At 72.0% G+C, this 13,344-nt stretch carries 12 protein-coding genes and 1 riboswitch; of the genes, 10 read left to right on the top strand and 2 right to left on the bottom strand.

Features of this window, described 5'->3' with window-relative positions; all coding sequences use genetic code 11:
* The first annotated feature begins 8 nt into the window (after positions 1-8).
* From ASG91_RS02205 to gcvP, 10 genes are all read left to right on the top strand, one after another.
* Entirely contained in the window at positions 9-623 is a 615-nt protein-coding gene (locus ASG91_RS02205; protein ID WP_056920952.1) for a CDP-alcohol phosphatidyltransferase family protein, read from the top strand.
* Entirely contained in the window at positions 620-1,603 is a 984-nt protein-coding gene (locus ASG91_RS02210; protein ID WP_056920953.1) for a DUF881 domain-containing protein, read from the top strand. The genes ASG91_RS02205 and ASG91_RS02210 overlap by 4 nt, the downstream gene beginning before the upstream one ends.
* Positions 1,600-1,932, top strand: a complete 333-nt coding sequence (locus ASG91_RS02215) for a small basic family protein (protein WP_056920954.1) — start codon at positions 1,600-1,602, stop codon at positions 1,930-1,932. The genes ASG91_RS02210 and ASG91_RS02215 overlap by 4 nt, the downstream gene beginning before the upstream one ends.
* 25 nt (positions 1,933-1,957) lie before the next feature.
* Positions 1,958-2,707 (top strand): DUF881 domain-containing protein, encoded by a 750-nt coding sequence (locus ASG91_RS02220; RefSeq protein WP_056920955.1) that lies wholly within the window; start codon positions 1,958-1,960, stop codon positions 2,705-2,707.
* A gap of 72 nt (positions 2,708-2,779) precedes the next feature.
* The gene (gene gcvH, locus ASG91_RS02225) at positions 2,780-3,169 is read left to right on the top strand and encodes a glycine cleavage system protein GcvH (protein WP_056920956.1); all 390 of its coding nucleotides are present in this window, start codon (positions 2,780-2,782) and stop codon (positions 3,167-3,169) included.
* 108 nt (positions 3,170-3,277) lie between these two features.
* Complete coding sequence (locus tag ASG91_RS02230; protein WP_056920957.1) at positions 3,278-3,733, top strand: FHA domain-containing protein; 456 nt, start codon at positions 3,278-3,280, stop codon at positions 3,731-3,733.
* Positions 3,734-3,747: 14 nt separating this feature from the next.
* A complete protein-coding gene (locus ASG91_RS02235) occupies positions 3,748-4,476 on the top strand; it encodes a MerR family transcriptional regulator (RefSeq protein ID WP_235545324.1) in 729 nt (242 codons plus the stop codon).
* Positions 4,477-4,495: 19 nt separating this feature from the next.
* Positions 4,496-4,993, top strand: a complete 498-nt coding sequence (locus ASG91_RS02240) for a bifunctional nuclease family protein (RefSeq protein WP_056921235.1) — start codon at positions 4,496-4,498, stop codon at positions 4,991-4,993.
* 214 nt (positions 4,994-5,207) lie between these two features.
* Positions 5,208-5,798 (top strand): MerR family transcriptional regulator, encoded by a 591-nt coding sequence (locus tag ASG91_RS02245; RefSeq protein ID WP_157605939.1) that lies wholly within the window; start codon positions 5,208-5,210, stop codon positions 5,796-5,798.
* A gap of 77 nt (positions 5,799-5,875) precedes the next feature.
* Positions 5,876-5,983, top strand: a riboswitch (glycine riboswitch).
* Between the two features lie 72 nt (positions 5,984-6,055).
* On the top strand, positions 6,056-8,938 hold the full coding sequence (gene gcvP / locus ASG91_RS02250; RefSeq protein ID WP_056920960.1) for an aminomethyl-transferring glycine dehydrogenase: 2,883 nt from the start codon (positions 6,056-6,058) through the stop codon (positions 8,936-8,938).
* A gap of 2 nt (positions 8,939-8,940) precedes the next feature.
* On the opposite strand, the gene ASG91_RS02255 is transcribed toward gcvP, so the two are convergent.
* Positions 8,941-12,042: an AAA family ATPase gene (locus ASG91_RS02255; RefSeq protein WP_056920961.1), complete on the bottom strand. Its 3,102-nt coding sequence runs from the start codon at positions 12,040-12,042 to the stop codon at positions 8,941-8,943.
* A complete protein-coding gene (locus ASG91_RS02260; protein WP_056920962.1) occupies positions 12,039-13,223 on the bottom strand; it encodes an exonuclease SbcCD subunit D in 1,185 nt (394 codons plus the stop codon). Before ASG91_RS02260 ends, ASG91_RS02255 begins: the two co-directional genes overlap by 4 nt.
* Positions 13,224-13,344: the final 121 nt, after the last annotated feature.

Raw genomic sequence — 13,344 nt, forward strand, 5'->3', positions numbered from 1 at the left:
CTGCCAGCGTGTCAGCACCAGGAGAACGGGGGAGGGTCGTCGGCGAGCCCGCTGTGACCGACCGGGTGCTGACGCTGCCCAACGTGCTGTCGGTGCTGCGGCTGGTCGGCGTGCCGATCTTCCTCTGGGCGATCCTGTCCGAGCACGACGTGCTCGCGCTGGTCGTGCTCATGCTCTCCGGGGTCAGCGACTACCTCGACGGCAAGATCGCCCGACGGTTCGGCATGGAGTCCCGGCTCGGCCAGCTGCTGGACCCGTTCGCCGACCGCCTCTACATCGCGACGACGCTGTTCGGCCTCGCGTGGCGCGACATCATCCCGTGGTGGCTCGTCATCGCCCTCGTGGGGCGCGAGGTGCTGCTCGCGGGCGTGCTCTGGTGGATCAAGCGTTACGGCCAGACCGGGCTCCCCGTGCACTTCGTCGGCAAGGCCGCCACCTTCAACCTCCTCTACGCCTTCCCCCTCCTGCTGCTCGGTGAGGGCTCGAGCACCTTCGCCGCCTGGGCCCTGCCGATCGGCTGGGCGTTCGCGTGGTGGGGGACCGTCCTCTACTGGGTCGCCGGGGTCATGTACATCGTGCAGGCCCGCCAGGTGGTGGCCGCACACACGGTGCCGGCGACATGACCACGCCACACACCTCACACCGCGACGCCGGCCCGCCGTCCACCCCGCCGGGCCGCCGGCCCGACGAGTCGATGACGCTGCTCATCTCGATGATGGAGCGCCCCCTGGACCCGGGGTATGCCGCGGCCGCAGCCGAGCGCGAAGCCGCCGGCCTGCCGCCCAGCACCGGCACCCGCACCGTGACCGTCGCCGTGGCAGCCGTCGTCGCGGGCCTCCTGCTCACCCTCGGGGCGCTCGCCCTGCGCACCCCCTCGACCTCGGCCATCCGGGCGAAGGCCAACCTGGTCAGCCAGATCGAGAGTCGCCGGGCCGCGGTGGACCGGCAGGAGGCGCAGCTGCGTGCGGTGCAGGCCGAGGTGGACCGCCTGCAGGCGCAGGCGCTGGGCCAGGACGAGACGTCGCTCCAGACCCGGCTCGCGGCGCTCACCCTCGCCTCCGGAGCCGAGAAGGTGTCCGGTCCCGGCATCACGGTCGTGCTCGACAACGCCCCCGGCAGCGACGGCACCAGCGCCGACGGCAACCCGCGCACCGACGCGGACAAGGACGAGGGCAAGGTCTTCTCCAAGGACCTGCAGGTCGTCGTCAACGGGCTCTGGGAGGCCGGTGCCGAGGCGATCGCGGTGAACGGCCAGCGCCTGACGTCGAGGTCGGCCATCCGGTTCGCGGGTGAGGCCATCCTCGTCAACTACCGACCGCTGGCCAGGCCCTACCGGATCAGCGTCATCGGCGACCCCGAGGACCTGCAGGTCGAGTTCGCCGCCAACGACGGGGGCGCCTACGCACGTGCCCTGCAGGACAACTACGGCATCCGTGTTTCCATTGACGCGGCCAAGAGCCTGTCGCTGCCCGCGGCGACCTCGCTCACGGTCCGCGAGGCCATGGTGCCCAAGCCGAAGACCAGCGCGCCGGCCACCACCGGCACCACCACCCCGTCCACCACCCCGTCCACCACATCGTCCACGTCGGAGAGTTCACCGTGATACCCCTGCTCGGCCTGATCGGCGGCGTGCTGGTGGGACTCCTCTGGGGTCCCGACGTGCCCGTTGCGCTGCAGCCCTACCTGCCCATCGCCGTCATCGCCGCCCTCGACGCGGTGTTCGGCGCCGTCCGGGCCGTGCTCGACGGGATCTTCAACGACAAGGTCTTCGTCGTGTCGTTCCTCGCGAACGTCGTGGTGGCGGCCTTCATCGTCTTCCTCGGCGACCAGCTCGGTGTCGGGTCGCAGCTGAGCACCGGTGTCGTGGTCGTCCTCGGCGTGCGGATCTTCTCCAACGTGGCCTCGATCCGCCGGCACCTGTTCAAGGCATGAGCGGGGCAGCCATGGGCGAGGACGCGTGAGCACCGACGGCCCCGAGGACACCTCGGGCTCGTGGGGCAGGTTGCTGCGCATGGCGCGGCCCCGTGCGACGCGGGCGAACGCGTTCGCGGCCCTGCTGGCCATCGTGCTCGGCTTCGCCATCGCGACCCAGGTGCAGCAGACCAACCAGAGCGGGCTGGAGCAGCTGCGCGAGGACGAGCTCGTCCGCATCCTCGACGACGTCAGCCAGGAGCAGGACCGGCTCGCGTCCGACTCGCGCGAGCTGGAGACCAGCCGCGACCGGCTGGTGTCCGGTGTCGACTCCAGTGCCGAGGCCCTCAAGTCCGCCCAGGAGCGGCTCGACACCCTGGGGATCCTCACCGGCACCTCGCCGGCCACCGGACCGGGCATCGTGATCAACATCAACGACCCCGACCACAAGGTCACGGCAGCCCGTCTGCTCGACGCGCTCCAGGAGCTGCGCGACGCCGGCGCGGAGGCCGTGCAGATCGGTGACGTGCGTGTCGTGTCGGACACCTGGTTCGCCGACGTCGACGGCGCGATCGAGATCGGCGGCGAACGCGTCGAACCCCCCTACGTCATCACCGCCATCGGCGACAGCGCCACGATGGCATCCGCGATGGAGATCCCCGGTGGCGTCAGCGAGTCGGTCAGGGGTGACGGCGCGCTGCCCTCCGTGCGGCAGTCCGACGACCTCGCGATCACCGCGTTGCACAGTCTGAGCGAGCCTCGTTACGCTCGCCCCGTCCCGGCACCATCGCCCTGACCCGCCATCGCCGCGACGGCAGCGGCGTGCAGTTGTTCGAAGGCAGCCCCACCCCATCCACCGAGGAGCAGCATGAGCGAGCTGGACTACCCGCAGGACCTGCGTTACACGGCCGAGCACGAGTGGGTCCGGTCCGGTGACGACGGCACGGTGCGGATCGGGATCACCTCGTTCGCCCAGGACTCCCTGGGCGACGTCGTCTACGTCAGCCTCCCCGCGGTTGGCGACACCGTGTCCGCGGGCGACGCCTGCGGCGAGGTCGAGTCGACCAAGTCCGTGAGCGACCTCTACGCCCCCCTCTCCGGCGAGGTGACGGCCGTCAACGAGTCGCTCGACGCCACTCCCGAGCTCGTCAACACCGACCCGTACGGCGAGGGCTGGATGTACGAGCTGCGTCCCGCTGACGCCGCGGCCGTCGAGGCCCTGCTCGACCCGGCGGCATACCAGGCCCAGCTCGGCTGACCTGCGCGTCGCTCGTTCGCACAATTCGCTGCGGACGGGACCGGCGTCCCTTTAGGTTTGTGCTTTGCTAGGGGGGCGGACAGAACCACCACGAGGGAGTGCGGACCCATGAACGGCAGCGAGAACGACGAGCACACGTCCCGGCCCCACGAGCCGACGACGATGCGGCTGCCCGGGATCAACGACCTCGAGCAGGTCGACACCAGCGCCGAGGCCGAGGTCGCCCTCAGCAAGGCCGACCAGGCCACGGTCGACGCGCTGCGTCCGGGCACGGCACTCCTGGTGGTCCTGCGCGGACCCAACACCGGCGCGCGGTTCCTGCTCGACGACGACGAGGTCAACTCGGGGCGCCACCCCGACAGCGACATCTTCCTGGACGACGTCACCGTCTCCCGCAAGCACGCGACCTTCCGTCGGGTCGGCGACACCTTCGTGGTGCGTGACGTGGGTTCGCTCAACGGCACCTACGTCAACCGCGAGCGGATCGACGAGGTCACGCTCCAGACCGGCGACGAGGTCCAGATCGGCAAGTTCCGCCTGGTGTTCTACGCCGGCAGGGCCTGAGTCACCCACCGCTGGTGAGCCCTCGCACGACGCCGCAGTCCATGACGATCGGTGCGGTGCTCGCTGCCCTGACGACGGACTTCCCGGACGTCACCATCTCCAAGATCCGCTTCCTCGAGGCGGAGGGACTGGTGACGCCGGCCCGCACCGGCTCGGGCTACCGCACCTACTCCGGCGCTGACCTCGACCGGCTCCGCTACATCCTCACCGCCCAGCGCGACCACTTCTGGCCGCTCAAGGTGATCGCGTCGGCCCTCGACGCCATGGACCGTGGGCTGACCCCCGAGCGCCACGAGTCCGGTATGCCGCGGCCGTCGGTCCCGGCGCCGGTCACCGACCCCGAGGTGCCCACCGCTGCCGAGGTCACCCGCGGCGGGACGTTGCGGCTGACCAAGGCCGAGCTGGCCGCTTCGGCCGGCCTCGACGCCGGCACGGTGGACGCCCTGGAGACCTTCGGGCTCCTGCACGCCGACGCCACCGGGCACTTCGGTGACGCCGCGCTGACGGTGGCGCACACCGCCGCCGAGCTCGCGGCATACGGGCTCGAGCCGCGACACCTGCGGCCGTTCCGCACCGCGGCAGACCGCGAGATCGGCCTCGTCCAGCAGGTCGTCACGCCGCACCGCCCGACGTCTGGCAAGGGCGCCCGCGCAGGTCAGCCGAAGGATCCGACCGGTGACGTGCTGCGGCTGTGCATCGCGTTGCACACCGCCCTCGTGAGGGACGGGCTCCAGCGCGGCTGAACCGCGTTAAGGTGGGATGGTGAAGGTCCTCGAGGTCCTCGGTGTCCGCGTCGAGATGCCCACCAACCACCCCATCGTCCTGCTCCGCGAGCGAGACGGTGACCGCTACCTGCCGATCTGGATCGGCGCCGCGGAGGCGACGGCGATCGCGTACGCCCAGCAGGGCATCGAACCGCCCCGGCCGCTGACCCACGACCTGATGAAGAACGTCATCGAGGGCCTGGGCCACCGGCTCACCGAGGTGCGGATCGTCGAGCTGCGCGACGGCGTCTTCCACGCCGCCCTGATCCTCGACGGCACGACCGAGATCTCGTCGCGCTCGTCGGACGCGATCGCCCTCGCCCTGCGCACCGGCACGACCATCGTCGCGGGGGAGTCGTTGCTCGAGGAGGCCGGTGTCGCCATGTCCGGCGAGGAGGACAAGGACGACGAGGTGGAGAAGTTCCGGGAGTTCCTGGACCACGTCTCGGCCGAGGACTTCGAGACCAAACCCGACGAAACCGGGACATCCGGCTAGCGGTTCGTGCACAAAAGCGTGAACCTCAACTGAACATCGAGGGTTGGTCTCCACGGCGCGACACGCCGAAGCGCAAAGGTCGAGTGGTAGTTGACCTCCGGTTCTGCGCCACCGTACCTTCGGCACAGACCCGTAATGCGACCGGTGTAGTTACACCGTGCCACGTTGCGCAGAGACCACGACCCGAGCACGACCAAGCAGAAGTCTTCAGGAGGTGAGCGCTGTGAACCCGAGCAACGAGGCTCCGCACGGCCACACGAGCGTGCCGGTTGCGGCACAGGGGCTGTTGTTCACGGACGACCTCCCGGAGCTGAGCGACGACATCGGCTACCGCGGACCCACGGCGTGCAAGGCGGCCGGCATCACCTACCGCCAGCTCGACTACTGGGCCCGGACCGGCCTGGTCGAGCCGTCGGTGCGCGGCGCCACAGGCTCCGGCACGCAGCGGCTCTACGGCTTCCGCGACATCCTCGTCCTCAAGGTCGTCAAGCGCCTCCTCGACACCGGGGTCTCGCTGCAGCAGATCCGGGTGGCCATCACCCACCTGCGCGAGCGCGGCGTCGAGGACCTGGCCCAGATCACCCTGATGAGCGACGGTGCCTCGGTCTACGAGTGCACCTCGGCCGACGAGGTCATCGACCTGGTCCAGGGCGGCCAGGGAGTCTTCGGCATCGCCGTCGGTCGCGTCTGGCGCGAGGTCGAGGGCGAGCTGGCCCAGCTACCCAGCGAGCGCACCGACGACGAGGTGCCCGCTGAGCACCCCGGCGACGAGCTCCGCGAGCGTCGCGCGGCCAGGTTGGCCTGACCGCACGCCCGATTCGTCCCATCCGGCCCGTCGTCCTCTCGAGGACGGCGGGTCGTGTTGTAGATTGGCACCGCTGAACATCCCGCGCGGGAGAGTCCCCGCGTGCACCCGGACGGGTCGCACGGCGGGGCGCCGAAGGGGCAAACTCCCCGGAACCTCTCAGGCGCCAGGACTGCGTGGGACAGGCACCTCTGGAGCGGCCAGTGCGGCGTGACAGAAGGGGAGGCGATCCGAGCAATCCGACGTTCAGGAGCCTCATGTCCGCCCAGTTCACCACCGACCTGCCCGAGTTCGCCGGGCGCCACATCGGTCCGTCCGACTCCGACGTCGACGCGATGCTCGCCGCAGTCAAGCACTCGTCGCTCGAGGCCTTGGTCGACCACGCCCTCCCGGGCGCCATCCGCACCGACGGTCCGCTGCGGGTCGACCCCGCGGACTCCGAGGCGGCCGTCGTCGAGGAGCTGCGCGGGATCGCCCGGCGCAACCACGTGATGACCTCGATGATCGGGCTGGGCTACTACGGCACCATCACGCCCGCGGTGATCCAGCGCAACGTGCTCGAGAACCCCGCCTGGTACACCGCCTACACGCCCTACCAGCCGGAGATCTCGCAGGGCCGGCTCGAGGCGCTGCTCAACTTCCAGACCGTGGTCAGCGACCTGACCGGCCTGACCACCTCGGGGGCCTCGCTCCTCGACGAGGGGACCGCGGCCGCCGAGGCGATGACCCTGATGCGCCGCTCCAGCAAGGCCGCGGCCGAGGCCGTCCTGCTGGTCGACCGGCACGTCTTCCCCCAGACCCTGGCCGTGATGCAGACGCGGGCCAAGCCGCTCGGCCTGCCGGTCGTGGTGGCCGACCTCGACGGAGTCGACTCCGCCGACGCCCTGCGCGCCGCGGCCGGCGACCGCCCGGTGTTCGGCGTGCTCGTGCAGTACCCGGGGGCCGACGGCGAGCTGCGCGACTGGCGCGCGCTGGCCGCTGCTGCCCACGACGCGGGCGCCCTCGTCACCGCGGCGGCCGACCTGCTGGCCCTGACCCTGGCCACGGCGCCGGGGGAGTGGGGAGCGGACGTCGCGGTCGGCACCACCCAGCGCTTCGGCGTGCCGATGGGCTTCGGTGGGCCGCACGCGGGCTACATGAGCGTGCGCCAGGGCCTGGAGCGTTCCCTGCCCGGTCGCCTCGTCGGCGTCAGCGTCGACACCGAGGGAGCCCCGGCCTACCGCCTCGCCCTCCAGACGCGAGAGCAGCACATCCGTCGGGAGAAGGCGACGTCGAACATCTGCACCGCCCAGGTGCTCCTCGCCGTGATGGCCTCGATGTATGCCGTCTACCACGGCCCGAGCGGCCTCGCCGCGATCGCGCGGCGGGTCCACGGCCACGCCGTCACCCTCGCCGACGGCCTCACCGCCGCGGGAGCCGACGTGCAGACGTCGGTGTACTTCGACACGGTGACGGTGTCGGTGCCGGGACGGGCCGACGAGGTCCTCAGCCAGGCGGCGCAGCGCGGGGTCAACGTCTGGCGCGTGGACGCCGACCGCGTCTCGATCAGCGTCGACGAGACCACCGACCTGCGCGACCTCGAAGCCGTCTGGAGCGCGTTCGGGGCGACCGGCCCGAGCGAGGTCACGATCGGTGACCTCCAGTGGCCGTCGGAGCTGGTCCGCACCAGCGACTACCTCACCCACCCGGTGTTCAGCAGCCACCACAGCGAGACGTCGATGCTGCGCTACCTGCGCCGGCTCTCCGACCGCGACTTCGCGCTGGACCGCGGCATGATCCCGCTGGGGTCGTGCACCATGAAGCTCAACGCGACCACCGAGATGGTCGCGGTGACCTGGCCCGAGTTCGCCGAGCTGCACCCGTTCGCACCGGCCCACCAGACCGAGGGCATCCGCGGACTCATCGGCGAGCTGTCCGACTGGCTCTGCGAGATCACCGGCTACGACGCCGTGTCCCTCCAGCCGAACGCGGGTTCGCAGGGTGAGTTCGCGGGCCTGCTCGCCATCCACGCCTACCACGAGGCGAACGGCCAGTCGCAGCGCAACATCTGCCTGATCCCGGCCAGTGCCCACGGCACCAACGCCGCGTCCGCCGTGATGGCGGGCATGAAGGTGGTGGTCGTGAAGACCGCCGCCGGTGGCGACGTCGACATGGACGACCTCCGGGCCAAGATCGAGCAGCACCGCGACGACCTCGCCGCGATCATGGTCACCTACCCGTCCACGCACGGCGTCTTCGAGGACACCATCACCGAGCTGTGCGCCCTCGTGCACGACGCCGGTGGGCAGGTCTACGTCGACGGGGCCAACCTCAACGCCCTCGTCGGGTTGGCGCGTCCGGGCAAGTTCGGGGCGGACGTCTCGCACCTGAACCTGCACAAGACCTTCTGCATCCCGCACGGCGGCGGTGGCCCCGGGGTCGGCCCGGTCGCAGTGCGGTCGCACCTGGCCCCGCACCTGCCCAACCACCCGCTCGCCGCGGAGTCCGGTCCCGAGGGCGGTGTCGGACCCATCTCCGCCGCCCCCTACGGCTCGGCCAGCATCCTGCCGATCTCGTGGGCCTATGTGCGGCTGATGGGCGGCGCCGGCCTGACCCGGGCCACCCAGGTGGCGGTCCTCAACGCCAACTACATCGCCACCCGGCTGCGCGAGCACTACCCGGTGCTGTACTCCGGACACGACGGCGTGGTCGCGCACGAGTGCATCCTCGACCTGCGCGACCTCACCCGGCGCAGTGGCGTGACCGTCGACGACGTGGCCAAGCGGCTCATCGACTACGGCTTCCACGCCCCCACCATGTCCTTCCCGGTGGCGGGGACGCTGATGGTCGAACCGACCGAGAGCGAGGACCGCTACGAGATCGACCGGTTCTGCGATGCCATGATCGCCATCCGGCACGAGATCGCCGAGGTCGAGGCTGGTGAGGTCGCGGTCGCCGACAGCATGCTGCGCAACGCGCCCCACACCGCCAAGGCCCTGGCCGGCAAGTGGGAGTACCCCTACGAGCGCTCGGCCGCGGCCTTCCCGGTCGGCGTCGAGGCCGCGGACAAGTACTGGCCGCCGGTGGGTCGCATCGACGGCGCCTACGGCGACCGCAACCTGGTCTGCAGCTGCCCGCCGCCGGAGGCGTTCGAGAGCTGAGGTCAGGCCGCGGGGGCGGACTCGCCGATGCTGGTCTCGAAGGTGCTGGTCACCTGCACCGACGAGCCGCGCTCGGTCTTGCGGACCACGACCTGGCTCGGGATCCGGGTGCGCAGCTCGGCGACGTGGCTGACCACCCCGACGGCCCGTCCGCCCTCGCGGAGGTCGTCGAGCACGGCCATGACCTGCTCGAGGCTCTCGTCGTCGAGGGTGCCGAAACCCTCGTCGACGAACAGGGTCTGCAGGTCGAAGCCACCGGCCTCCTCGCGGACGGCGTCGGCGAGCCCCAGCGCGAGGGCGAGCGAGGCCATGAACGACTCGCCGCCGGACAAGGACGTCGTCGCCCTCGCCTGACCGGTCCACAGGTCGATGACCTCGAGGCCCAGACCGCTGCGGGCGCCGCGGGCGGCCAGCCCGTCGGTGTGGCGGAGCTGGTAGCGACCCTCACCCATGTGGGAGAGCCGCTCGTTGGCCAACGTCGCGACCTTCTCGAGCCGCGCGGCCAGCACGAACGCGGACAGGCGCATCCGCAGCTCGTTGCTCGGGCTCGTGCCGGCGACCGTGTCGGCGAGCTCGCGGATGACCCGGTGGTGCGCCTCTGCTTCGGTGATGCGCCCGCACCGGGCACTGATGCTGCCGCGGACGCGGTCGAGGCCGCTGATCGTGCGGCGCACCAGGGTGTCAGCGGCCACGGCAGCCGTGTGGGCGACGTGGGCGGCCTCGCGGGCGGCGGCCAGGCCCGCGAGGTCCACGTCGGCGGACTCGAGCGCCTTCTGGACCTCGGGCTCGGCCAGCGTGGTGCGGGCCACCACGGCCGCTTCGTCGTGGGCCGCGACGGCCGCACGGAGCCGGGCCACCTCGGCGAGCGGGAGCTGTCCGGCCCTGGCCTCCGCGGGGCCCGGAAAGCCTGCGGTGCGGAAGGAGTCGTCGGTCGCGGCGACCACCGTGGTCGCGTCACGCTCGGCGCGCTCGAGCTCACCGACCGCGGCGGCGTGGGCCGCGGCGGCCATGACAGCCTGGGCGTGGCGGGCGCTGGTGGCGGACAACCGGTCGGGATCTCGGAGCTGCACCGCGTCCGAGCTGTCCGGCGCGTCGCGGATGCCGGTCTCGGCGCACGGACAGTGCTCAGCGTGCTCGCCGAGCGCCTCGGTCAGGTCGGCGCGGTCGATCTCCAGCTGGCGACCGACGTCCTCGACCCGCGAGGCGAGCGTCGCGCAGGTCTGGCGGTCCTCCACGAGCGTGGTCGTCAGTGCCTCGACGGACGCAGTCAGGGTGGTCACCCGGCGGCGCGCCCGGTCCACGCCGCGCGCGCCCGCGGTGGCCTCGTCGAGGCGCTGGCGGGCCTGCGCGACGGCCGCTTCGAGGGCGACCTGGTCGCCCGACTCGTCGCCGAGCTGCTCGCGGAGCTGGACCAGGGTGGCCGCGAGGGCCGCTGCGGAGCGTTCGATCGCCGCCAGCTCCTCCGCGGCCCGCTGCCACGCGGCCTCCGCCTCGGAGACCTGCTCCGCCGTGACCAGGTCGGTCGAGGAGGCGAGGTGGGGGTGGTCCTGGGCGCCGCAGACCGGGCACGGCTGGTCGTCCTCGAGCCGGCTGGCCAGCTCGCCGGCCATGGCGTCGAGTCGAGCCTGGCGGCGGTCCTGGTAGAGGTCGCGCAGGTCCTGGGTCGTGGTGCGTTGCGCGGCCAGCGCGGTGTGGCAGGCCGTCTCGCGGTCGAGTGCCTGGTCGAGGCTGCGGCGGGCAGCGAGCAGCGCACCGGCGCGCTCCAGTCGGGTCGTCGAGGACTCCAGCTGCGCCGCGCCCTGCTCTGCGGCGGTCAAGGCGGTCGTCGCCTCGACCAGCTCCGTCCGCACCACGGCCAGACGCTCGGTGGACTGTGCGACGCTGCGGGTCGCGGTGGCCAGCTCGCCCTCGAGCAGCCTGGCAACCTGCTCCCGCTCGTGCACCGCTGACTGGGTGCGCTGCGCGGTCGCCAACGCCTCGGCGCCGGCGTCGAGCCGCCCGATGACCGCTTCGACGGCGGTCGAGCCGCGCCCGTCGAGGGCCCACCGGGCAACGTCGGGCCGGGTCGCGTCCATCCGGCCCCGTGCCGTCTGCAGGGCTGTGGTCACCCGGTCGAGGGCCTTGAGGTCACCTGCGACCGAGGCCGCGCGCTCGGCCAGCTCGATCCGGGCCGCGGCGGCGTCGCGGCGCTCGGCCCCGGCCTCGAGGGCAGACACGGCTGCCCGTGCGGCGAGTCCGCGCGACCGCCGGGCGACGGTCTCCTGGGCCAGGGCATGGGCCGTCGAGGCGGCTTCGTCAGCCAGGCGCGTCGCGTCGACCGCGGCCAGCCGAGCGGTGGATCCCTCGTCGAGCGCCTGCCGGGCCGCATCGAGGGCCGCCGGGAGCTCGTCGAGCGGCAGGTCGGACCAGTCGCGGGACCCGTCGCCGAGGTCGGGGGCATCGGCCAGCACGTCGGCGAGGACCGCCAGCTCGGCGTTGAGGGAGGCGCGCTCGTCAGCCACGAGGGCGGCAGTTTCCTTGCGCTGCAAGGCAAACCAGTCCTCGAGACCCGCGAACGACGACACGTCGAACAGCCGTTCAAGCAGCGACCGGCGCTCCTCGGGGGTGGCACGCAGGAAGGCGGCGAAGTCGCCCTGGGGGAGGAGCACGACCTTGCTGAACTGCTCGAGACCCATGCCGAGCACGTCCTTGACGACCTCGGCGATCTCGTCGTGACGGGTGCTCAGGGCCGCCCACTCGGTGCCACGTCGCTCCCAGAGCACCGCCCTGGCATGCACCTTGGTCTCTCCCTTGCCCCGGGCCCTGGGACGCAGGAACTCCGGCGAACGCTCGATCTTCAGGCGGCGCCCACTGGCGGTGAACTCGAGGCTCACCGACGGGACGGCCCCTCGCTCTGCGTGGTCGCTGTGCAGCTGCTTCTTCGAGCGAGCGCCGGGGACGTCGGCATACAGGGCGAACGCCACGGCGTCGAGCAGGCTGGTCTTGCCGGCGCCGGTCGCGCCGCGGATCAGGAAGAGTCCGCCGGCCGAGGCAGCGTCGAGGTCGACCTCGACGGTGGCCGCGAACGGACCGAAGGCGGTCACCTGGAGCCGGTGGAGCCTCACGCCACGCCCCGTTGCTGGGCGGGCAGCGTCAGCGGCAGCTGGCCCTCGTCGTCGGCACCGGCACGCTGCACCCGCACGGCCTCCACGCCGGCGGCGAGCACGGCGCGCTCCTCCTCGGAGGGTCCGTGGCCAGCACGGACGTGGCCGAGGAACGAGCAGCACACGTCGAGGTCGGACTCCGCGGCGGTGCGCTGGGTGTAGCTGCGCACGGGCACCGGGGCGCCCTGCGGGTCGAACTGCAGCACCAGGGTGTGGGGGAAGCGCCGTCTGAGCTGCTCCATCGCCCCCAGCGGACGCACCGGGTCGGTCAGGGTCACTTGGCACCAGGCGCGTTCGGCGGGGGTCAGCGCAGGGTCGGTGAGCAGCAGGTCGATGTCGCCGCGCAGGACGGCCAGCGGGCGCTCGACCGGGGCGTCCACGGCCTCGACGCTCACCCCGGACCCAGTGACGTCGACGAGCCAGGACCCCTTGGTGTGACCGGCCTCGCTGAAGGAGAGCGGCACCGGTGACCCGCTGTAGCGCACGGCCTCCCCGACCCGTTGGCGTCCGTGCAGGTGGCCGAGCGCCACGTAGTCGGCGCCGGCGAAGACCTTTGGGTGCACCGCGGAGACACCACCCACGGAGATGTCCCGTTCGGAGTCGCTGGTCGCCCCGCCGGTGACGAAGGCGTGCGCCATGACGACGGAGGGCCCGCCCCGGGCGGCGCGGTCCGCGTCGACCCTGGCCATCGCGGCGCGCAACACCCCGGCGTGCGAACGCTCGGAGGCCTCGAGGGGGTCGGCCGCGACCGCCGGCTCCAGGTAGGGCAGGGGGTAGACGGCGACACCGTCGACGACGACGGGCACACCGATGGACTCGGTCGAGGTGCGGATGTGCAGTCCGGCGCGGGACAGCAGCTCGCTGGCGAACCCGAGGCGGATCGCCGAGTCGTGGTTGCCGCTCGACAGGACCACCGCAGCCCCGGCGTCGATCAGGCGCGTGACGGCGATGGAGAGCAGCTCGACGGTGTCGGGGGAGGGCAGGGCGCGATCGTAGACATCACCCGAGACGAGGACGGCGTCCACACCCTCCGCCCTGACCGTCTCCACGAGGTGGTCGACGAACGCCGCCTGGGCGCCGAGCAGCCCCACCTGGTGGAAGGAACGCCCCAGGTGCCAGTCGGAGGTGTGGAGGAACCGCACGCCTGCAGGCTAGGAGAGCGGACCGACAGCCGTTGGCAGGCGCGCCCTGCGCATGGTTAGGTCGTCACACATCGACACATCCCGAGGCAAGGCGCCACACCGGTGTCACGACCAGGGCTCA

Source organism: Phycicoccus sp. Soil802 (assembly GCF_001429605.1).
Classification (GTDB): domain Bacteria; phylum Actinomycetota; class Actinomycetes; order Actinomycetales; family Dermatophilaceae; genus Pedococcus.

Bases quoted from the DNA above. Each gene is read 5' to 3' on its own strand.
- ASG91_RS02210 (WP_056920953.1), top strand. From the start codon at position 620: ATGACCACGCCACACACCTCACACCGCGACGCCGGCCCGCCGTCCACC.
- gcvH (WP_056920956.1), top strand. From the start codon at position 2,780: ATGAGCGAGCTGGACTACCCGCAGGACCTGCGTTACACGGCCGAGCAC.
- ASG91_RS02230 (WP_056920957.1), top strand. From the start codon at position 3,278: ATGAACGGCAGCGAGAACGACGAGCACACGTCCCGGCCCCACGAGCCG.
- gcvP (WP_056920960.1), top strand. From the start codon at position 6,056: ATGTCCGCCCAGTTCACCACCGACCTGCCCGAGTTCGCCGGGCGCCAC.